This window comes from Flavobacterium sp. J49 (genome assembly GCF_011742145.1).
Lineage (GTDB): Bacteria > Bacteroidota > Bacteroidia > Flavobacteriales > Flavobacteriaceae > Flavobacterium.
The window spans coordinates 184,109-206,084 of sequence record NZ_JAAQQU010000098.1; the positions used below are offsets into that span (position 1 = coordinate 184,109).

Genomic DNA, 21,976 nt, shown 5'->3' on the forward strand with positions numbered 1-21,976 from the left:
GTTATGTTTATGTATATCATAACAAATATAAATAAAAATATATAGAATTTAATTTAGAATTTTGTCCGGTAAATCAACAATAGTAAAATAATGAAAAAAGCTCTAGGGGTGAAATTCCATAAACTAATACTAGCCATGCTATTACTACTGCTTTTAGGAGCCTTGATTTTTAATCTGTTGTTACCTGAAAGTATTATTTCATTTGCGCTTTTGGGCTTGACGGTAGTAGCCGTGTTGTGTCAACTAAAAAAAACAAATTTGAAGTTATGAAAGAACAAACTAAAAAAGAAATTAAATTAATTGATGGCGTTTTTACACCCAATGAAGCAAATTCACTACTTGTGACACTTATTGATAATAAAATTAATTACCACAAATTAGACGATTTTAGTCACCACATTCGAATGGATCGTCATCCTCATCATTCTAAAGAGAGAGTTGCCGAATTACAAGAAGCCAAAACCGATCTCAGGTCATGGATTAGTTTGGTTCAACAACACTCATCAAATCTAATTGTAAAAAGTTTCATAACCATAGAATTGGATGAATCTGTTCCGCAATCGTAAACTATTAGTAGCTACAAAACACGGTAAAGAGAAGGTAATCGGACCTTTATTTGAAGAGTCTCTTGGTGTTTCTTGCTTTACCTCAACTGAATTTGATACAGATAGTTTAGGAACTTTTTCCGGAGAAATGCCACGAAAAGATGACGCCCTTACGACCCTTAAAAAAAAATGTTTCCTCGCTATGGAAAAAAATCATTGTGATTTGGTTATCGCTAGTGAAGGGTCGTTCGGCGCTCATCCTATGGCCTATTTTGCCTCTGCAGATGAGGAACTCATGATGCTGAAAGACACAAAAAATGACTTGGAAATTGTGGTTAAGGAATTAAGCATGAATACTAATTTGAATGCTTGTATTATTACCCATGAATCCGACTTATTAGAGTTTGCAAAAAAGGTGCATTTCCCCTCTCATGGACTTATTTTAAAGCCCACAGAAAACAATTTTAGTAAAGTTATCAAAGGAATAAAGGACGTAACGCAATTGAAGAAACACTTTTATGAATTTGTAAAAGAATTCGGTTCCGTTTACGTCGAAACCGATATGCGCGCGAATTTTAATCCGACCCGAATGACCGTGATTGAAAAAACAGCGCTAAAACTTTTGCAAGCAGTTCAGTCAGTTTGCCCGGAGTGTGACACACCGGGTTTTGTGGTAAGTAAAGCTGTTCCCGGACTCCCTTGCCGCTGGTGCAACTCACCCACCAACTCAACATTGAGTTATTGGTACAGTTGTAAAAAATGTGGTTTCAGCAAGGAACATTTTTATCCTCATGAGAAAACAAAAGAAGACCCTACGTATTGTAACCTATGTAATCCCTAACACAAATGATTTCCAAAGACATTTATCAAGCGGCACATGCATTATACCAAGAAGAAATTGTAGCCATTCCAACAGAGACCGTATATGGCCTTGCTGCTAATATTTACAGCGAAAAAGCCGTCAGAAAAATTTTTGAACTCAAAAACCGTCCTTTATCAAATCCCCTCATAGTTCATATTGGCTCCAAAAATCAAGTAGAAGATCTAACAGACCATATCCCAATACTTGCCGAAAAACTGATGGATACGTTTTGGCCGGGCTCCTTGACTTTGGTGTTGAAGAAAAAAGAGAAAGTTCCTGATTTTGTGACGGGCGGAAAAGATACGGTTGCCATACGTATACCCCAACATGAAAAAACACTTCAATTATTAAATTTACTCCCATTCCCTTTAGCTGCCCCGAGCGCGAATCCTTTCGGTTCCATCAGTCCTACTTCAGCCTCACATGTGGTCAAATATTTCGACCGACGTATTCCCTTGATTATTGATGGTGGTATTTGTCAAAACGGGCTGGAATCTACCATCATAGGTTTTGAAGATGACGCTCCGGTACTGTATCGATTAGGTTCAATAACTGTAGAAGAAATAGAAAATGAAATAGGACCCATACAAATCAAAAAAGGAACAAGCAATGAAACGATAGCGCCGGGTATGATGAATAAACATTATGCTCCAACAACTTTGACGGTAGTAACATCCAATATTAGCGAAACAATCCATTTACATAAAGGTAAAAGAATGGGCTTGTTGGTTTTCAATCAAAAGAGTACAAATCTCGATGTGGCTCATCAAGAAGTACTCTCTGCTAAAGGCGATTTAAAAGAAGCTGCTGCAAATTTATATTCTTCATTACACCGTTTAGACGCTATGAATCTTGAGGTCATTATATCTGAAAAATTTCCCGAAGAAAAATGGGGAAAAACCATTAACGACAGGCTAAAAAGAGCCAGTCATCAATAAATAACGATAATTGTAAACAATAACCATGAATATCAAACTGCTACTAGACAATTTAACCAATCCTGCGCTGCTTTTTTTTCTGTTGGGGATTATTGCAACCCGACTCAAAAGCGATTTAGAAATTCCAACCAATACCTCTAAATTTATCTCTCTGTATCTTTTGTTTTCCATCGGCTTCAAAGGCGGACAGGAATTGGCACACAGCCAATTTACAATTGACATTCTTTGGTCAGTACTCTTTGGGGTAAGTATAGCCATCATGATTCCATTATATTGCTTTTTTATCCTAAAGCGAAAATTTAGTGTTGAAAATGCAGGTGCAATAGCAGCTGCTTATGGCTCGGTGAGTGCGGTAACTTTTGTAACTGCCATCACATTTCTCGAAATTCAAAAGTATGCTTTTAGCGGACATATGGTAGCGGTCATGGCGCTGATGGAGGCACCGGCCATTGTGGTAGGAGTCATTCTAATGAGGATGTACAGAAAAGATAATACTGCTGCCACAAGATTATCTGCGGTTGTCAAACACTCGCTCACCAACGGAAGTGTTTTACTAATATTAGGAAGCCTGTTGATAGGCTTTTTAGCAAGCGACCAACAAGCTATGGGAATTAAGCCTTTCACTACCGATATCTTCAAAGGTTTTCTAGCCATCTTCCTCTTAGACATGGGATTGGTTAGCGGTAAAAAACTAAACGATTTCTTTAAAAGTGGCTGGTTTGCGGCGACCTTTGCGCTTTTTATACCTCTATTTAATGGTATAGTTGTGGCCTATACAAGTCAAATAGTGACCCACGATATAGGAAACCGATTTATATTCGCTGTTTTAGCAGCAAGCGCGTCCTATATTGCAGTTCCCGCTGCGATGAAAATTGTGGCGCCCAAAGCAAATCCGGGTTTGTTTTTACCAATGGCTTTAGCCGTCACTTTTCCGTTCAACATTACTTTAGGCTTCCCAATTTATTTGGTGGTGATTCTATTATAAATACACAAAAGATAATCAATGATAATGGAAAAAATTTCTGTTGAAAAACCTTCTTACAATATATTTTCTCAAAAAATAATTTGGTTGCTGCCCAACTTTCAAAATTACATCTCGAAAACCGTTTTTTGGATTCGAATGCCACTCTGTTTAAAATCATCGCCAATCCTGAATAAGTATTACTAAAATAATTACTTTTGCAAACTGATTTCAGGTCACATACTGAAAGGAAAGAAGTTAAATTACAGCAGATGATTATCCAAAAAACAAGAGAAGAAATTGAATTGATGCGCGAAAGTGCATTAATCGTTTCAAAAACTTTAGGCATGATAGCCTCCGAAATCAAACCCGGAGTAACCACTTTATATTTAGACAAATTAGCAGAAGCTTTCATTCGAGATCACGGTGCTGAACCGGGATTTTTGGGTATGTACGGCTTTCCGAATTCACTTTGTATGAGTCCGAATGCGCAAGTCGTTCACGGTATTCCTAACAATGTTCCTTTACAGGAAGGCGATGTGATTTCGGTAGATTGCGGTGCGTTAAAAAACGGATTTTATGGTGACCATGCCTACTCTTTTGAGATTGGAGAAGTCGCACCAGAAGTGAAAAAACTATTGCAGGTAACCAAAGAAAGTCTGTATGTTGGGATTAGAGAATTCAAAATCGGGAATCGTGTGGAAGATGTGGGGAATGCCATTCAAAAATATACCGAAGCGCATGGTTATGGTGTAGTTCGTGAGTTGGTCGGACATGGTTTAGGAAGAAAAATGCACGAAGAACCCGAAATGCCAAACTACGGAAAACGCGGTCGCGGGAAATTATTTGTAGAGGGCATGGTCGTAGCCATTGAACCGATGATTAACATGGGTACCAAAAACATCAAGCAATTGAAAGACGGTTGGACGATCTTAACGGCCGACGGAAAACCAAGCGCGCATTTCGAACATGACGTTGCTTTGATTGATGGAAAACCTGAATTGCTTTCGACCTTTGCTTATATCTATAAAGCTTTGGGTATTGAAAGTAATGAGGAAGATGAATTTCGTAAAAATCCTTTAGTATTATAATGAAAAAAATCTTCAAGTTCATTCTCAATACCATTCCAAGACCGATACTGATTCGTTTGAGTATAGTGGTTCGCCCTGTTTTGGCTTTTTTGTTAAAAGGAAATCGATTCACTGACCCGATTGACGGGAAAAGTTTCCGTATGTTTTTGCCTTATGGGTATGGAAATCAAAGAAACAATGTGTTGTCACCGAGCACACTCTCACTGGAAAGACACCGCTTGCTTTGGCTGTATTTGCAAAATGAAACTGATTTTTTTACGGCAACCACCAAGAAAAAAGTATTGCACTTTGCACCCGAACAAGAATTTTATAAGCGTTTCAAAAAGCAAACTAACATTGATTATACCACTACCGATTTGCTTTCGCCATTGGCGGATGTAAAAGCGGACATTTGCCAATTGCCTTTTGAAGACAATGCCTATGATATTATTTTGTGTAACCACGTTTTGGAACACATTCCCGATGATACTAAAGCAATGCAGGAATTGTACCGAGTTTTAAAACCCGGCGGCATGGGAATCTTTCAAATTCCACAAGACTTGTCGAGAGCAACTACTTTTTCGGATGACAGTATAGTGGATCAAAAAGAACGCGCTAAGATTTTCGGGCAATATGACCACGTTCGTGTTTACGGAAGAGATTATTTTGACAAGTTAAGAAGTATTGGTTTTAAAGTAATTGAAGAAGATTATACCAATAAAATTTCTCCGGAATTGGTAACCAAATATTGTTTGGCCAAAGGCGAAATCATACCGGTTTGCTTTAAATAAAAAACCACCATACTTTACAGCATGATGGCTTTTCGGGCATTCTCAACGAAAAATTATTCAGGCATTAAAATCCCAATAGTTTTATCTTTACTTAAGTATTTCGCAGCTACTTCCTGAATTTCTTTGGCAGTTACTGCTTTTACTTTTTCAGAAGCTACTAAAATATCTTCCGGATTTGAACCATTCATAAAAGACCTGGTGAAATTAGTCATCCAATAACGGTTTTCTTTGATCTTCTTTTTATAGTCTAAAGCCTCGGCTTCTTTGTATTTATTGACGTCTTTTTCTTCCGGACCGTTTTTGATAATTTTATCCAATTCGGCCAAAGCAGAAACAATTAACTTCTCGGCATTCTCAGGTCCGCAAGGGAAACCGATATTGAAATTATAAGAACCATAAGGCACTTTATTGATACTGCCACGAGCACTTACACCATAAACCCCGCTTTCGTTTTCTCTTAATTCTTCCACCAACTTAATGGTCAAGACTTCGCCCAGTGCTGTCATAGCCACTGCTTCTTTTGGAGAATAAACAGCATCTCCATAGAACATGATGGTTACATTACTTTTGGGATCTTTCCCTTTGTTGACTACTTTTTTGATATCCCCTTTCAATAGGCGGTACCCTAAATCTTTTGCGTTTTCTTTCGTTCCGTTGGAAGGCAAGGAAGCGATGTATTTTTTGGCAAAATCTTCCATCACTGCGTCATCAACATTTCCGACGAAGAAAAACTCAAAATCTCCGGCATTGGCAAAACGCTCTTTGAATTTGTTGTAAGCCAATTGGTAATCCGTTGACGCCCATTTTTCGGCGGTTGGCACCAAACCGTTCCATCTTGGATTTTCTTTGTTCAAATAAGAATAAAACTCCGATTGGAAATAGAAACCGGGTTGCGACATCATATTTTCCGTAAAGTTGGATTGTTTTTGTTTAAACCCTTCAAAAGCGGCTGCATCAAAGTTCAAATCCGTAAAATAGGCATGCAACATTTGAAACGCATATTCTAAATCTTTAGGTGTTGTACTTCCTCTGAAACCTTCGGTTGTATTGCTGATATATGGTGTTACATTGGCAATTTTTCCGGCCATAAACTTATCAATATCATTTTGATCTAAGCCCGAAAAACCTGCTTCAGTCAATCCGCCATTGGCAAATTGTGTTTTTTTGATTTCTTCATTAGAATACAAATTGGTTCCGCCAAAGCTTACCGCTTCTAATAGAATCTCATCATTTTTGAAATCGGTTTTCTTGTAGGTTACTTTGGCACCGTTGGATAAAGTTAACGTCGTCGCACCAATTTTATCATTGGTTTCTTTCTTAACCACGGAACCCGCTTTTACCGGATGGCGCAACAAACTGCTGGCAACGGCTTTGTCTTCGTAAGCTTTCAATTCAGCTGTATTTACCGCAATCGCAGCTAAAACTTCTTTTTCGGTTACTTTTTTCAAGCCTTCTTTTTCGGGCGAAGTGATTACGATTACTCGGTTGTCATCTTTAAGATACTCTTTGATCAAAGCATTGACATCAGTCAAGTTGATTTTCGGTAACAAATTTTTAGTTGCATTGTAGGACCACTCTGCATCCGGTGAAGGTGATTGTTCTAAGAAATGAGATTGGTAACGCCAAACATAATCTTCCGATTCTTTTTTGTCTCTGTCTTTGTAACTGCTTTCACTTCTGGCCAAAATTTCGGCTTTAGCCCTTTCAAATTCACCTGCGGTAAAACCAAATTTTTTCACTCTCTCATTTTCGGACACCAATACTTTCAAAGCCTCTAATTGCTTAGTTTCATCAATCATGGCGAAGGATTGGAATCCTTCTTTATTTCGGGCAAATGTACCGCCGTGATAGGTAAAACCATAGGTAAATGGCGGCGTTGGTGAATTGGTCAATTCGTTTAATCGGTTATTTAACATGGTAGCGAACAAACCTTCAGCCAAACTTTCTTTTAAATCATTGATGGTTTTAACTTTCTTTGGCAAACCATAATCTTTGTACAGCAATTGGATTTGCGTTTGTGCTGCTTCTTTATCGCTTTCAATAGACACCAAAGTTTCTTTGTGATTTGGCACTTCAAAAGTTTTTCTGAGCTTTTCGTTTTTAGGATTTTGGTATTTCTCGAAGTGGTCTTTGATTTTTTGCTCCATCGCTTCCACATCAATATCTCCAACAACTATCACACTCATCAAATTAGGTCGGTACCAATCTTTGTAAAAGCTGGTTAATTTATCATGCGTGAAATTCTCTAAAATTTCTTTTTTACCAATTGGAAGGCGATTGGCGTATTGCGAATTGTACATCATTTTCGGAATGTACTTGTCTTCCATTCTTTTATCGGCTCCAAGACCAAGTCGGTATTCTTCAAGAACTACGCCTCTTTCTTTGTCGATTTCTTCGGGTGTTAAATTGGCGTTGAAAGCCCAATCTTCAATAATTTGGAATCCTTTTTCCACTTTTTCAGCATCATCAGACGGAATCGGAAGGAAATAAACGGTTTCATCAAAACCGGTGTAAGCATTTAAATGTTGGCCAAATTTTACGCCGATACTCTGCAAATAATCTACCAATTGATTTTTAGGAAAACGCTTGGTTCCGTTGAAACACATGTGTTCCATAAAGTGCGCCAATCCTTGTTGGTCATCGTTCTCCAAAATGGAACCCGCATTGATTACGAGTCTCAAATCGACCTTGTTCTCGGGTTTTTTGTTTTTTCTTATGTAGTAGGTCAATCCATTTTTCAGGGTTCCTTTTCGCACCTCAGCATCAAAGGGAATTGCGTCTGTTCCTTTTAAATCCTGGGCAAAATTGGCCGCCGGAATGAGCAAAAGAAAGAGTACCGATTTTAAAATTTGTTTCATAAAAGTTTTGGTTTTGTTATTTATAAAAAAGATAACGGATAAAGATTACATTTATTGTGAAACTAATAAAATAAATACTTACAAAAATATTTTTAACGAAATATTAGCGTTACTATATCTTATAGGAATATTAACGGCACAATTCATGTGTTAATTATTATTATATTTACCATTCGAAAAATGAAAACCATGTTTAAAAAGAGCATATTCACATTTGTATTTATTCTTCTTTCAGGAAATATTTTCTCTCAACCCGAAAAAGAAATCGCGCCACCCTACAATATTAAAACCGTCAGCTTTGTTCAAAACGGGCAAAATGCAGTTCCAATATTCCAATTGGGCGACAGTTTCCAAATCCATTTTGATGATTTATATGGCAATGAAGCCAACTATTTTTACACCATAACCCATTGTGATTACGATTGGAATCCATCACAATTGGCCAAAGCCGAATACATCAATGGTTTTGACGACCAGAGAATTCAGGATTATACCAACTCATTGACGACTTTACAATTGTACTCCCATTACAAACTGTCTTTTCCGAACAGATTTACCCAATTCAGAGTAAGTGGCAACTACGTTATCAAAATTTTAAATGATGATAAAGAAGTAGTCTTCACCAAAAAATTTATTCTCTATGAAGAATTGGTTACCGTTCCGATGCAAGTCAGAAGAGCCAGAAACTTATCGGTCGCCAACCAGAAACACAACTTGGATTTTACCATAAAATCGGCTACTATTAATTTTCAGAGTCCATTGAAGAATGTCAAAGTCATGTTGTTGCAAAACGGCAAGTTCGACAACGCTATCACCAATGTAAAACCACAGTATACCATCGGTAATGATTTGATTTATAAATATGATACGGAAACCCAATTTTGGGCCGGAAATGAATATTTATTTTTTGAGAACAAAGACATTCGTGCCGCCAACAACAGCATAGCCCGTGTGGATTCAAAAGGCGGCGTTTATAATGCCTATTTGTACCAAAGCCAAGCCCGAGCCAATGTGCCTTACACCTATTATCCCGACATCAATGGGAATTTTATAGTGAAAAATATTGGAGCGCAAAACAATGACATTGAAGCCGATTATGCTTGGGTTTTCTTTAGCCTTTCGGCACCGAGTTATTATGGCAAAAAACCGATTTACATCAATGGAATGTTTAACAACTTCGCCATCGGTGAAGAAAACAAAATGGAATACAACGCTGAGAAAGGTGTTTATGAAAAAGCCATCATGATTAAGCAAGGTTTTACCAATTTCCAATATGTGATTGCCGATGCCAACGGCAAAATTGATGAAGAAAATGCCATCGACGGGAATTTCCACCAAACAGAAAACAATTATTTTGCTTTAGTATACTACCGAGAAAACAACCAACGCTACGACAGAATTATTGGCAAAGGAATAGCCAGTTCGGTCGATATTACCAATTAGAAAATTTAACATCTAATTCACGTTACAAATTGTATTTTTTGTAAATTTGACAACGTAATCAAATGAATACTACATGGTTTCACAAATAACACGAGGCATAAAGATTTCGGTCTTGACTAGTTTTGAAGGTACTTACTTCAAAAACTACAAGATTCACTTTGCCTTTAGTTATGAAATCACCATCGAGAACCACAGCAAAGATTCGGTTCAATTGAATACTCGTCACTGGGAAATTTTAGATTCGCTTAATGACAAAGAAATCGTTGACGGCGAAGGCGTAATTGGTAAAAAACCGGTTTTAAAACCAGGCGAAAAGCACACCTACAACTCGGGTTGTTTGTTGTCTTCCCCGTTCGGAGCGATGAGTGGTTACTTCAACATGATTAATTTTACTACAACCAAAACCTTTAAAGTAATCGTGCCCACCTTCAAATTGAGCGCGCCGTTTGCTTTGAATTAATTTTGAAATGACTTCTTGTCAAAAATTCAAATTTTCCTTTGTACTTTTGTGTAAAATTTAATAATCCATAGTTTTTGGGTTGTTTCATTTTCAATTTGTCTAATTTTCAAAATAATATAACTATGCCTAAAGGTTTTTTTCATGTCCCCAAAGCGGTCAATGAACCTGTAAAATCATACGCACCAAATTCACCTGAAAAAGCAGCTGTTTTAGCGGCTTACAAAAAAATGTGGAACGAAACTATCGAGGTTCCTAACTACATTGGCAGCGAAGAAATTCGCACCGGAAATACCCGAAACATGACGGCGCCACACGACCACCAACACGTGGTTGGAAAATACCATTTGGCCGAAAAAGTACACATCGAAAAAGCCATCGCAGCTGCTTTAGAAGCCAGAAAAAAATGGGCCAACATGGCTTGGGAACAACGTGCAGCTATCTTTTTAAAAGCGGCCGAATTAATCGCCGGACCTTACAGAGCCAAAATCAACGCAGCCACCATGATTGCGCAATCAAAAACTATTTTCCAAGCCGAAATTGACGCTTCTTGTGAATTGATTGACTTTTTGAGATACAATGTGGAGTTTATGACTCAAATTTACAACGACCAACCCAAATCGGTATCCGATATTTGGAACCGCGTAGAATACCGTCCGTTAGAAGGATTTGTTTATGCTATCACTCCGTTTAACTTTACGGCTATTGCCGCAAATCTTCCGGCGAGTGCTGCTTTGATGGGCAACACGGTAGTTTGGAAACCAAGTGACAGCCAAGTTTTCTCGGCCAAAGTAATTATCGATGTGTTCAAAGAAGCCGGCGTTCCTGATGGAGTAATCAACGTAGTCTTTGGCGATCCGGTAATGATTACCGATACGGTTTTGGCCAGTCCAGATTTTGCCGGTGTTCACTATACCGGTTCCACCTTTGTCTTTAAAGAAATTTGGAAAAAAATCGGAACCAACATCCACACTTATAAAACTTACCCAAGAATTGTTGGGGAAACCGGCGGAAAAGACTTCGTTTTGGCGCATCCAAGTGCGAATGTAAAACAAGTTGTGACCGGAATTACCCGTGGTGCCTTTGAATTCCAAGGACAAAAATGTTCTGCCGCATCGAGAGGTTATATTCCACAAAGTTTGTGGCCGGCAGTGAAAGAACAATTAATCACCGATGTAAAATCGATGAAAATGGGTTCTCCGGAGGATTTTGGCAACTTCATTACTGCCGTAATTCACGAAGGTTCGTTTGACAAGTTAGCGAGTTTTATCGACCAAGCTAAAAAAGACAGCGATGCCGAAATTATTGTTGGAGGAAACTATGACAAATCAAAAGGGTACTTTATTGAACCTACTGTGATTGTTACCACCAATCCAAAATACGCCACCATGGAAACCGAACTTTTCGGACCGGTGATGACCATTTATGTCTATGAAGATGCTAAGTGGGCTGAGACTTTACAATTGGTTGACAGCACTTCAGAATATGCTTTGACCGGAGCGATTTTCAGTCAGGATCGCTATGCGATTCAAGAAGCTACTTTAGCGTTACAAAACAGTGCCGGTAACTTCTATATCAACGATAAACCAACCGGAGCTGTTGTTGGAATGCAACCTTTTGGTGGCGCCAGAGCTTCGGGAACCAATGACAAAGCGGGTTCAATGCAAAATTTATTGCGTTGGGTTTCGCCAAGAACCATCAAAGAAACCTTTGTTACTCCGGAAGATTACCGTTACCCTTTTTTAGGAGAATAATTTTAAAGTTCTGTATCATAAGAAGTCCAAGTTTTACTTGGGCTTTTTTTATGTCTTGGAAAATGATTTTTTTTGTATCTTCGGATGTCAAAAACTAACAACCAACGCGTTATGAAAATAAAAATTACTCTTTTATTATTTTCCTTTTTTTCAATTACTGCTATCGCTCAAGACCAATCCTATGATTTGCTTAGAGACAAAACAGAAACCAAAATTCTTTACGACCGTGTATTCAGCATTTCCAATGCCACGGAATCCGAGAAAAAAGGAATCAACACAAACTATTTTCTGCAAGCGTATCACGAAATACAGCGTGCCGACTTTTTGCAACGCTTACCAAAATTGGAAAAGTTGAGAGAAGCAGCCAATCTGGGTTTTGCTAAAAATCAAGTTCCGTTGGGCGTTTTGATTACCGACTTTGAAAAAATAAATTCCACGGCAATTGAGAACGGAGATGTTTTTTTAACGGCCAACAATCAATTTCAATCTAAACCAAACGCGCAAAATGTGTTTCAAAAACATACGCTTAATTTGATTGCTCCGTTATTGGCGAAATCTAAAAGCAGTTTGGTTTCGTTCATTTTAAAAGACGAATTGATTTTCAACACTACCAACAAAACCATTCAAAATATAGCCATTCAAATCAATGGAAATGAAGCTTGGAAAACCGTTTCCAGAAATGTGCAGACTTCAGTACAATTTGGTTCCGGTGGCTTACAGACCATAAACTGTCGCATCCTGTTCTCTAATGGAGAAACTGTAGTTACGTCTTTTGTTTTAAACATTGACAACCAAAACAGCAACAGTAATGCCCGAAACTCGCAAAATAATTTACAACCCAATGTCATTAACACCATCACCGCTACAATTCCGTATCAAGGTTACGGAGAGGCAGCTCCTTACTTAGGTCAAGGTGAATACGAAATTTTTCCCGACATCGTTGACGGCGTGTTAGACAAACCTGTTTTTATAGTTGATGGGTTTGATCCCGGTGATTCTAATACCATTCCGTTGTTCTATGCCAGTTTGGATTATGGTTCCGGACAAAACTTGGCCGATTATTTAAGAACACAAGGTTTTGATATCATTTTAGTCAACTTTCCAACCTATACCAGACCCAACACAACAACGGTAGTTGATGGCGGTGTCGACTTTATCCAGAGAAATGCCTTTGTTTTGGTGGAGCTAATCAATCAAATCAATGCGCAAAAAGTCGGGACCCAAAAAAATGTAATCATCGGACCAAGTATGGGTGGTTTGATTTCTCGTTATGCTTTGCGATATATGGAAATGAATGCTTTGACTCACGACACACGATTGTACATTTCTTTTGATTCACCACACCAAGGAGCTAACGTACCTATTGGTTTCCAACACCTTTTTAATTATATGGCTTATGGCCCGTTGGGGAATGCCGCGCTGCAACCTATTGTAGACGGAATGATAAAAAGTTCCGCCGCCAGACAAATGCTGATTGACCATATGGAAGGTCATTTGCAAAGCGGAAGTAGTTTTGAATTCAATACCGCATCAGCTTCTTTGGTTCCGACCGGTGCTCCCAATTTTAGAAATGCGTTTCAAAACGAATTAAATGCGATGGGTTTCCCAACTACAGTGAGAAACGTTTCTATTTCAAACGGCGCCGGCAATGGCACTATGAATTACAGCCCGAATTTTGAGGTCATGAATCATACTTTTAATGTTACCGCAACCCAAAGAGCAATTATTAACCAAAGATTCACACCGGCAGCCAATCTTACCAATCAAGTAAGTCGCTTCAGAGGCCAAACACTTATTTTTGGCACTTGGCTGACTGTATATGAAAGTTTGGCCAATTCAAAATCGCCGACGTACACTGATGGTTTAGATACTGCTCCGGGCGGAAGATTTGACATGGGTGGTTTTCAAGCCGATGCGGGAACAGATCCATTGTTAGTTGAATTTTTTGACAATCTCAATGCCGATTATTTCACCTTTATTCCAACTTGGAGTTCCATGGCCATTTCAGGAACCAATAATTTATATACACCGGTAACCGGCGCTTCGGTGACGCCATTCGTAGCATCTTCTATACCGACCGTCAATGAAAATCATGTGACTTTAAATCAAATCAACGTGACTTTCGCTTTGAATGAAATCATCAGTGGTTCATTGGCAACAACAAATCCGGCTTTTGAAACGCTTTGGATTAAGAATCCGGTAGCCAATTCAATTGAAATCAATACTTCTTATACATTAGAAAATGCCGAGATTACAATAAATGACCTCTTGGGCAAAACCATTTATCAGTCTAAAAACAATACCATCAGCGGTACCTTTGAAATTCCGATTGCCTTGACCAAAGGTGTTTATCTTATCACTATTGGTAATGAAAACGGAAGTGTGACCAAGAAAATTGTAAAAGATTAAAAAAAAGCCTCTCGATGGAGAGGCTTTTTTTATGCTTTAAACTTAAGCGGCAAGTGCACTACTTTCTTGGTTTCAAAAAATTCATCGGAGAAAAACTCCGCGATATTGTATTCTTTGGCTTTTGGGAAATCTTTGAGCTCTTCGGTTAAATCTCCGCCTTTGAGGTAAAGAATACCGTTGCTCAATTCGTGTTTGTTTTGCTTCTTGATTTTATCTTTTATCCAAGACACAAAATCGGGCATATTGGTCACGGCCCGACTCACTATAAAATCGTAATCTCCTTTGACATTTTCGGCTCGCATTTGTTCTGCTTTGACATTTTTTAACCCTAATCCGTCAACAACGGCTTGGACTACTTTTATTTTTTTGGCAATCACATCTATCAGATAAAAACGCGTTTCCGGAAACAGGATAGCCAACGGAATTCCGGGAAATCCACCACCGGTGCCAACGTCTAAAACATAGGTTCCGGGTTCAAACGGCTGGATTTTGGCGATAGCCAAAGAATGCAAAACGTGCTTGGTGTATAATTCATCTATGTCTTTTCGGGAAATTACATTGATTTTCGCATTCCAATCTTGGTATAACGCTTCTAATTTTCGAAACTGTAGGAGTTGATTCTCAGTAAGATTAGGAAATTGTTTGATAATTTCTTCCATAAATTGAATTTTCAACAAAAATAGTGCTTTTGGTTGATAATTATGATTTGTTTATAATCTTTCAAAAAGTATTATAATTATCTTTGAGCAAAATTTGAAATACTACAAATGAATACCACAACACCTATTTTCTCTAAAACGGACAGTTTGAAATTCTTCAGAACACTGAATTCAAGAGTCAACAACTACTTTAAAGAAAACAATCTTGACAAAACCGGAAACTGGAAACTGCACTTGAAAACCATCGTAATGTTCTCCATTTTCTTAACCCCTTATTTTATTTTATTGGCCATGGATATGCCTTTTTGGGCTTACCTTCTACTAAATGTTGTTATCGGAGTCGGAATGGCCGGCGTGGGAATGAATGTTATGCACGATGGCAATCACGGCGCTTATTCTTCTAAATCATGGGTCAACAAAATCATGGGTGGCAGCATCTATATTTTGGCCGGAAACGTATACAATTGGCAAGTTCAACACAACGTTTTACACCACACTTACACCAATATTTTAGGACACGATGAAGATTTGGAAGCCGGAAGAATTATGCGTTTTACCAAAGAAGCCAAATGGTACCGCTTTCACAAATTCCAACATTATTATTCCGTGTTTTTATATGGTTTATTAACATTCAACTGGGCCATAACCACCGATTTTCTTCAAATGAAACGCTATCTGAAAAGAAACTTGTCTTATGGCGAATTCAAAAAACCGGTGATTCGTTGGACCACTTTAATCATCACTAAAGTCATTTATTTCTCCATTTGGTTGGTACTTCCTATGGTTATGGGGGTTACTTGGTGGAAAGTTGTTTTGGGCTTTTTAGTGATGCATTACACCGCCGGAGTTATCTTAAGCGTTGTATTCCAATTGGCACACGTAGTGGAAGAAACCCACAACCCTATACCGGATGAAAACGGTGAAATAGAAAACACTTGGGCCATTCACCAATTGTTTACCACTGCCAACTTTGCCCCTAAAAACTGGCTGGTAAACTATTATACCGGTGGTTTGAATCACCAAATTGAACACCACATTTTTCCTAACATCAGCCACATTCACTACGGCAAAATCGCAGAAATCGTAAAACAAACGGCCAAAGAATGTGAACTGCCTTATTACGAATTCAAAACTACTCGAGCTGCTATTGCCTCGCATTTCAAGCACTTAAGAGAATTGGGTAGACAACCACAATTAGCATAATATAAAACGGGACGCCTTTATTGGCGTCTCTTTATTTAACATCCTATACAACAACACAATGAGCATTTTATCGGACAGAATTAACAACTTATCTACTTCACAAACATTGGCCATGGCGGCTTTGGCCAGAGAATTAAAAGCCCAAGGAAAAGACATCATCAGTTTAAGTTTGGGCGAACCCGATTTCAATACGCCCGATTTCATCAAAGAAGCAGCCAAAAAAGCGATTGACGAAAACTACAGTACTTATACGCCTGTAGATGGTTACGGAGAATTAAAAGAAGCCATTTGCCGAAAATTCAAAAGAGACAATAATCTTGATTACAAACCGGCCAATATCGTAGTATCAACCGGTGCGAAACAATCGCTATACAACGTGGCTCAAGTCATGTTGAACGACGGAGACGAAGTAATTTTGCCGGCGCCATATTGGGTTTCGTACTACGAAATCATCAAATTATCCGGCGGTGTTCCGGTGGAAGTACCAACATCGGTGGAAAGCGATTTCAAAATGACCGCAGAGCAATTGGAAAAAGCCATCACTCCCAAAACCAAAATGATGTGGTTCAGTTCACCGTGTAACCCAAGCGGTTCGGTTTACAACCGTGAAGAACTCGAAGCCATCGGTAAAGTGTTAGAAAAATACCCTAATATTTATATCGTTTCTGACGAAATCTACGAACACATTAATTTCTCGGGAACGTTCTGCAGTATTGCTACCATTCCGGGCTTATTCGACAGAACCATTACCGTAAATGGGGTAGCCAAAGCTTTCGCCATGACCGGTTGGAGAATTGGTTACATCGGTGCTCCCGAATTTATCGCCAAAGCCTGCACCAAAATGCAAGGGCAAGTCACTTCCGGTGCAAACTCTATTGCGCAAAGAGCTACCATTACTGCCGTTGATGCCAATCCAAGCGTTTTAAACGACATGGTATCCGCATTCAAAAACCGCAGAAACTTAGTGGTAGAATTAGCCAAAGAAATCCCCGGATTCAAAATCAACGTGCCCGAAGGTGCTTTCTATTTGTTCCCGGATGTTTCGGCTTATTTCGGCCAAACCTTACGCGGCAAATTAATCGCCAATGCAGATGACTTCTCGATGTATTTGCTTTCCGAAGCCAATGTAGCGACCGTAACCGGAGACGCTTTCGGAAACCCGAACTGCATCCGTTTGTCTTACGCCACCAGCGAAGAACTGTTAACCGAAGCGTTCAAAAGAATCAAAGAAGCATTGGCTTAAAATATAGTATGCCTCAAGGAAACTTGGGGCTTTTTTTATTATTAATTAGGGCGCGCCCATTGGGCCAGGCTTTCCGCAGTACACGGTACTTGCTCCAATCCTTCGCGCAAACCCTGCTAACTACAAACCATGACTAAAAAAATACTTCTCTTAGGCTCAGGCGAACTCGGCAAAGAATTCGTTATCGCGGCCCAACGCATCGGGCAAACCGTAATTGCTGTCGACAGTTATGAAAACGCTCCGGCCATGCAAGTCGCACACGGATTTGAAGTCATCAACATGCTCGATGGCATCGAACTAGACCGCATTGTAGCCAAACACAACCCTGATTTCATCGTTCCCGAAATCGAAGCCATACGCACTGAGCGTTTTTACGATTACGAAAAACAAGGCATAACCGTTGTGCCTTCGGCCAAAGCAGCCAATTTCACCATGAACCGAAAAGCGATTCGCGATTTAGCCGCCAAAGATTTAGGCTTGCGAACGGCCAATTATCGGTATGCAACTTCAGCCGTTGAATTGCAAAAAGCAGTGGCGGAAGTTGGCATTCCTTGCGTGGTAAAACCGTTAATGAGTTCCTCCGGCAAAGGACAATCGACCATCAAAACCGAAGCCGATATTGCCAAAGCCTGGCAATACGCCGAAGAAGGTTCGCGTGGCGATATCGTGGAAGTGATTGTAGAAGCCTTTGTCAATTTCAACTCCGAGATTACTTTGTTGACCGTTACTCAAAATGACAATCCAACGTTGTTCTGTGCGCCAATTGGTCACCGACAAGAACGCGGCGATTATCAGGAAAGTTGGCAACCGGCACAAGTTTCAGATCAAGACCTCAAAGAAGCACAAGACATGGCTCGCAAAGTAACCGAAGCGCTTGGTGGTGCAGGACTTTTCGGTGTAGAATTTTTCTTGACCGATGAAGGCGTTTATTTCTCAGAACTATCGCCTAGACCACACGATACGGGAATGGTTACTTTAGCCGGAACGCAAAACTTTAACGAATTTGAATTGCATTTGCGTGCGGTTTTAAGCTTGCCTATATTCGAAATCACACAGGAAAGAGCCGGAGCTAGTGCGGTAATTTTGGCTCATGGCAATTCCAACAACCCAACCTATTCCGGAATTTCAGCGGTAGCTGCCTTACCTAAAACAGATTTTCGTATCTTTGGAAAACCAACTTCAAGACCTTATCGCAGAATGGGTGTTGTTTTAACCCATGATTCATTGGGAACCAACATTGAAACAGTCACTGAAAAGGCGAAAGAAGTAGCAAAATTAGTAACCATAAACCTGTAAAAAATGAAAAAAGTATTTTTAATTCTTGCCTTTATGTTGGGCGTAACCTCCATGAATGCTCAAGAGAAAAAAGCTGTAGCCAAAGAACCCGTAATTGTAGAAGTGGCTTGCGGACAATGTATGTTTGGCATGAAAGAAATCAAAAAAGGATGTGATTTAGCCGTGATGGTAGATGGCAAACCTTACTTTGTAGAAGGCACAAAATTAGATGACCACGGCGATGCCCATGCTGCTGACGGATTTTGTTCAGCGGTAAGAAAAGCTGAAGTAGTTGGGGAATTAAAAAACAATGTATTTGTTGTAACAGAATTCAAATTACTTCCAAGAAAATAAAACTTACGCTTGGCTCAAATCCTAGATAATATTTCAAAAATCGTAACTCTTTCTCCCGAGGAAGAGTTACTTTTTTTGTCTAAAATTGAAACCCAACACTACAAAGCCAAAACCATCGTTTTGAGTGCGGGTGAAGTTTGCAAACATTCTTATTTTGTCAATTCGGGCTTGCTCAGAAGCTTTAATATCAATGACAACATTGTTGAACATGTGTTGAGCTTTGCCTGCGAAGGTTGGTGGATTGGCGACATGTACAGTTTGCTTTCACAAAAACCCGGCAATCTTTTTATCGAAGTTTTAGAAGATGCTGAAGTGGTTTTGCTCTCCAAAGAAAACCAAGAAGAACTCTACCATCAAATCCCAAAATTGGAGCGTTTTTTCAGAATCATAGTCGAAAACTCATTGGTTTCCTATCAAGAGCGGTTAATGGACAACCTCAGTCTTACCGCAGAAGAACGCTTTGACAAGTTCTGCAAAAAATACCCAACGCTCATTCAAAAAGTACCTCAAAAGCAAATCGCTTCTTTTATTGGCGTAACGCCGGAATTCTTTAGTAAGATGAAGAGTCGGCTTTTACGAAAGTAATTGCAATTCCAAACATTCCTTTCCGAACACTGCCTTCAGAAAACCTCTTTCTTAATCTACATTAAGTGCAGAACGCGCTTGATGATTGTAAATTTGTATCATAATAATTAGTAAATTTATACATTATGACATCGCCATTGCAATCTAACAAATAAAAGAAAAAAGTTATAGCGATTGCATTTGACAACTAAAAACAAATATTAAAGACAAATGAAAAATACCGTTTTACACAAAGCCAATACTAGAGGACATGCCGACCACGGTTGGTTAAACGCACACCATACCTTTAGTTTTGCCAGCTATTATAACCCGGATAGAGTACAATTCGGCGTTTTGAGGGTTTTGAATGATGACATCGTTGCCGGCGGCATGGGTTTCGGAACACATCCTCATGATAATATGGAAATTATCACCATTCCGCTTGAAGGTGATTTGGCACACAAAGACAGCATGGGCAATACCGAAGTGATCAAATTTGGAGATGTCCAAGTCATGAGTGCCGGAACCGGGATTCAACACTCGGAATTCAATCCGAATCCGGACAAAAGAACCAATTTGTTGCAAATTTGGGTTTTCCCAAAATACAGAAATGTAGAACCGCGTTACCAACAAATTACATTAGACACGTCTGACCGTCACAATAAATTGCAACAAATTCTTTCCCCTTTTGCTGATGATGCCGGTGTTTGGATTCATCAAGATGCTTGGTTTCACATGGGCAATTTGGATAAAGGAGTAACTTTAGACTACAACCGCAAAAAAGAAGGCAACGGACTTTACGTTTTCGTAATTAAAGGTAGTGTTAAAGCAGACGGACAAGATTTAGGCGAACGCGATGGTTTAGGCATCACTGATTTCGACAAAGTAACGTTCGAAGCTACAACCGATGCTGAAATTTTATTAATGGAAGTTCCAATGATTCAGTAAATAAAAATAACCGCAAATTCACGAATTATTTAATTTGCGAATTTGCGGTAAACTTTAAAAAATATGAACAACGAAGTACAATTAAAAATCGATGGAAATAAAGGCTTTTTTTACATTGATGTCGATGGTAAACACGAAGCCATGATGACTTTTGTTTTTGCAGGTGAAGACAAGATCATTATTGACCACACCGAAGTAAAACCCGGAAATGAAGGAAAGGGTTTTGGTAAAAAAATGGTTGTCAAAGCCGTAGAATATGCTCGTGAAAACGGTATCAAGATTATTCCGCTTTGTCCGTTTGCCAAAAGCGTTTTTGACAAAGTTCCCGAATTTAGAGACGTTTTATAACCTTACAATCATGGCAAATCTTTTAGAAAATAACGTAGAAGGAAAAATCGGCACCCAAAATTATTTGTGCACTATTTCTTGGCGCAACGGGACTTTGCTGATGGACGAACCTGAAAATGTTGGTGGACAAAATATTGGTCCCGACCCGTTTTCTACTTTCTTGGCTTCTTTGGCAGGATGTACTTTGTCAACTTTACGCATGTATATCGACCGCAAAGGTTGGGACATTCCGGAAATTTATATATCGCTGAATCTGGCACAAGAGCTGAATCCCGATTTGGAAACTAGTATTTCAAGAAGTATCACTTTCCCCAACAACATTAGTGACGAACAAAAAGATCGCTTGCTTTTGATTGCAGAGAAATGTCCGATTTCAAAAATTCTGAAAAATAAAATAACCATTAACACCACTCTATAATGGATCCTAAAGACCTAACCAAAGAATATACGAATGGCGAAGTAACCATAGTGTGGCAATCGGGAAAATGCATACATTCTGCCAATTGCGTGCGCAATAATCCGGATGTTTTCAAGCCCAAGGAAAAACCGTGGATTACCCCTGAAGGTTCCACCACAGAAAAAATCATTGAGACTATCAAAAAGTGTCCCTCAGGCGCATTGACTTATTATTTAAACAACGAAAAATGAAAAAAATACTAGCCTTTGGCGCTTCCAACAGCAGCGATTCTATCAATAAACAATTGGCTACTTATGCCTCGAAACTGTTTAAAAAAACAACCGTTGATCTTTTGGATTTAAACGATTACGAGATGCCTATTTATTCCAAAGACAGGGAAAAGAAAGACGGTATTCCTCAATTGGCTAAAGATTTTTACCAAAAAATTGGCGAGTCTGATTTTGTCCTGATTTCCTTTGCCGAAAACAACGGCAATTACACAACCGCTTTTAAAAACATATTGGATTGGATGTCGCGCATTAACGGCAAAACCTTTCAGGAAAAACCCATGCTTTTATTAGCTACATCGCCGGGTGCACGAGGAGGAAGTTCTGTTTTGGACATTGCTGTAAAACGGATGCCGTTTCAAGGCGGCGTTGTAAAAGGCAGTTTTTCGCTACCAAGTTTCAATGAAAATTTTGAAATTGGAAAAGGCATAACCAATCCGGAGTTGAACCAACAATTGCTGGGGATTATCCATTCGATTGAACTATAAGATTACCAAAAAACGAATAGTAGCCTTTTAGCCCCGATTGTAATGAAAATCCTCGAAGAGATTGTAATGAAAAGCGGGAAAATGGAAACCAAATAAGCCCCAAACCCTTCCGCTCCCAAAAA

22 protein-coding genes are annotated in these 21,976 nt (G+C 39.1%); 20 read left to right on the forward strand and 2 right to left on the reverse strand.

The annotated features are described in order from the left end of the window. Positions 1-266 precede the first annotated feature (266 nt). The 6 genes from HA632_RS03920 (at position 267) to HA632_RS03945 (ending at position 5,167) form a co-directional block, all read left to right on the forward strand. On the forward strand, positions 267-566 hold the full coding sequence (locus tag HA632_RS03920) for a hypothetical protein (protein WP_176305905.1): 300 nt from the start codon (positions 267-269) through the stop codon (positions 564-566). Then, positions 544-1,386 (forward strand): DUF6671 family protein, encoded by an 843-nt coding sequence (locus tag HA632_RS03925; protein ID WP_217902824.1) that lies wholly within the window; start codon positions 544-546, stop codon positions 1,384-1,386. Before HA632_RS03920 ends, HA632_RS03925 begins: the two co-directional genes overlap by 23 nt. Positions 1,387-1,391: 5 nt before the next feature. After that, a complete protein-coding gene (locus HA632_RS03930) occupies positions 1,392-2,345 on the forward strand; it encodes an L-threonylcarbamoyladenylate synthase (protein WP_176305906.1) in 954 nt (317 codons plus the stop codon). Positions 2,346-2,370: 25 nt separating this feature from the next. Continuing rightward, on the forward strand, positions 2,371-3,330 hold the full coding sequence (locus HA632_RS03935) for a sodium-dependent bicarbonate transport family permease (protein WP_176305907.1): 960 nt from the start codon (positions 2,371-2,373) through the stop codon (positions 3,328-3,330). Positions 3,331-3,578: 248 nt separating this feature from the next. Next, positions 3,579-4,397, forward strand: coding sequence for a type I methionyl aminopeptidase (gene map / locus HA632_RS03940; protein ID WP_176305908.1), 819 nt, complete (start codon positions 3,579-3,581; stop codon positions 4,395-4,397). Beyond that, on the forward strand, positions 4,397-5,167 hold the full coding sequence (locus HA632_RS03945) for a class I SAM-dependent methyltransferase (protein WP_176305909.1): 771 nt from the start codon (positions 4,397-4,399) through the stop codon (positions 5,165-5,167). The genes map and HA632_RS03945 overlap by 1 nt, the downstream gene beginning before the upstream one ends. Before the next feature lie 53 nt (positions 5,168-5,220). Here the strand turns inward: HA632_RS03945 and HA632_RS03950 are convergent, their stop codons facing one another. Continuing rightward, positions 5,221-8,025 carry a pitrilysin family protein gene (locus tag HA632_RS03950; protein WP_176305910.1) on the reverse strand — a complete coding sequence of 935 codons (2,805 nt, stop codon included), beginning with the start codon at positions 8,023-8,025 and terminating at the stop codon, positions 5,221-5,223. A gap of 189 nt (positions 8,026-8,214) precedes the next feature. On the opposite strand from HA632_RS03950, the gene HA632_RS03955 reads away from it, so the two are divergent. The 4 genes from HA632_RS03955 (at position 8,215) to HA632_RS03970 (ending at position 14,088) form a co-directional block, all read left to right on the forward strand. Continuing rightward, positions 8,215-9,468 carry a DUF5103 domain-containing protein gene (locus HA632_RS03955; RefSeq protein WP_176305911.1) on the forward strand — a complete coding sequence of 418 codons (1,254 nt, stop codon included), beginning with the start codon at positions 8,215-8,217 and terminating at the stop codon, positions 9,466-9,468. A 73-nt stretch (positions 9,469-9,541) separates the two neighbouring features. Further along, positions 9,542-9,928: a Co2+/Mg2+ efflux protein ApaG gene (gene apaG, locus HA632_RS03960; protein ID WP_176305912.1), complete on the forward strand. Its 387-nt coding sequence runs from the start codon at positions 9,542-9,544 to the stop codon at positions 9,926-9,928. 122 nt (positions 9,929-10,050) lie between these two features. Next, positions 10,051-11,679, forward strand: a complete 1,629-nt coding sequence (gene pruA, locus HA632_RS03965) for an L-glutamate gamma-semialdehyde dehydrogenase (protein WP_176305913.1) — start codon at positions 10,051-10,053, stop codon at positions 11,677-11,679. A 111-nt stretch (positions 11,680-11,790) separates the two neighbouring features. Next, complete coding sequence (locus HA632_RS03970; RefSeq protein WP_176305914.1) at positions 11,791-14,088, forward strand: T9SS type A sorting domain-containing protein; 2,298 nt, start codon at positions 11,791-11,793, stop codon at positions 14,086-14,088. A 29-nt stretch (positions 14,089-14,117) separates the two neighbouring features. Here the strand turns inward: HA632_RS03970 and rsmG are convergent, their stop codons facing one another. Further along, positions 14,118-14,747, reverse strand: coding sequence for a 16S rRNA (guanine(527)-N(7))-methyltransferase RsmG (gene rsmG, locus HA632_RS03975; RefSeq protein WP_176305915.1), 630 nt, complete (start codon positions 14,745-14,747; stop codon positions 14,118-14,120). Between the two features lie 108 nt (positions 14,748-14,855). Here rsmG and HA632_RS03980 point away from each other — a divergent pair, with 108 nt between their 5' ends. From HA632_RS03980 to HA632_RS04025, 10 genes are all read left to right on the forward strand, one after another. Beyond that, positions 14,856-15,950: an acyl-CoA desaturase gene (locus HA632_RS03980; RefSeq protein WP_176305916.1), complete on the forward strand. Its 1,095-nt coding sequence runs from the start codon at positions 14,856-14,858 to the stop codon at positions 15,948-15,950. Between the two features lie 58 nt (positions 15,951-16,008). Then, positions 16,009-17,193, forward strand: coding sequence for a pyridoxal phosphate-dependent aminotransferase (locus HA632_RS03985; protein ID WP_176305917.1), 1,185 nt, complete (start codon positions 16,009-16,011; stop codon positions 17,191-17,193). Positions 17,194-17,322: 129 nt separating this feature from the next. Further along, positions 17,323-18,489, forward strand: coding sequence for a formate-dependent phosphoribosylglycinamide formyltransferase (gene purT / locus HA632_RS03990; protein WP_176305918.1), 1,167 nt, complete (start codon positions 17,323-17,325; stop codon positions 18,487-18,489). 3 nt (positions 18,490-18,492) lie between these two features. Next, positions 18,493-18,822, forward strand: coding sequence for a DUF6370 family protein (locus HA632_RS03995; protein WP_176305919.1), 330 nt, complete (start codon positions 18,493-18,495; stop codon positions 18,820-18,822). Positions 18,823-18,831: 9 nt separating this feature from the next. Beyond that, positions 18,832-19,407 carry a Crp/Fnr family transcriptional regulator gene (locus HA632_RS04000; RefSeq protein ID WP_176305920.1) on the forward strand — a complete coding sequence of 192 codons (576 nt, stop codon included), beginning with the start codon at positions 18,832-18,834 and terminating at the stop codon, positions 19,405-19,407. Positions 19,408-19,617: 210 nt separating this feature from the next. Next, the gene (locus HA632_RS04005) at positions 19,618-20,334 is read left to right on the forward strand and encodes a pirin family protein (RefSeq protein WP_176305921.1); all 717 of its coding nucleotides are present in this window, start codon (positions 19,618-19,620) and stop codon (positions 20,332-20,334) included. A gap of 63 nt (positions 20,335-20,397) precedes the next feature. Continuing rightward, on the forward strand, positions 20,398-20,682 hold the full coding sequence (locus HA632_RS04010) for a GNAT family N-acetyltransferase (RefSeq protein ID WP_176305922.1): 285 nt from the start codon (positions 20,398-20,400) through the stop codon (positions 20,680-20,682). Positions 20,683-20,692: 10 nt separating this feature from the next. Next, positions 20,693-21,100 (forward strand): OsmC family protein, encoded by a 408-nt coding sequence (locus HA632_RS04015; RefSeq protein ID WP_176305923.1) that lies wholly within the window; start codon positions 20,693-20,695, stop codon positions 21,098-21,100. Further along, positions 21,100-21,330 (forward strand): (4Fe-4S)-binding protein, encoded by a 231-nt coding sequence (locus HA632_RS04020; protein WP_176305924.1) that lies wholly within the window; start codon positions 21,100-21,102, stop codon positions 21,328-21,330. The genes HA632_RS04015 and HA632_RS04020 overlap by 1 nt, the downstream gene beginning before the upstream one ends. Then, positions 21,327-21,854 carry an NADPH-dependent FMN reductase gene (locus HA632_RS04025; RefSeq protein ID WP_176305925.1) on the forward strand — a complete coding sequence of 176 codons (528 nt, stop codon included), beginning with the start codon at positions 21,327-21,329 and terminating at the stop codon, positions 21,852-21,854. The genes HA632_RS04020 and HA632_RS04025 overlap by 4 nt, the downstream gene beginning before the upstream one ends. Positions 21,855-21,976 lie beyond the last annotated feature (122 nt).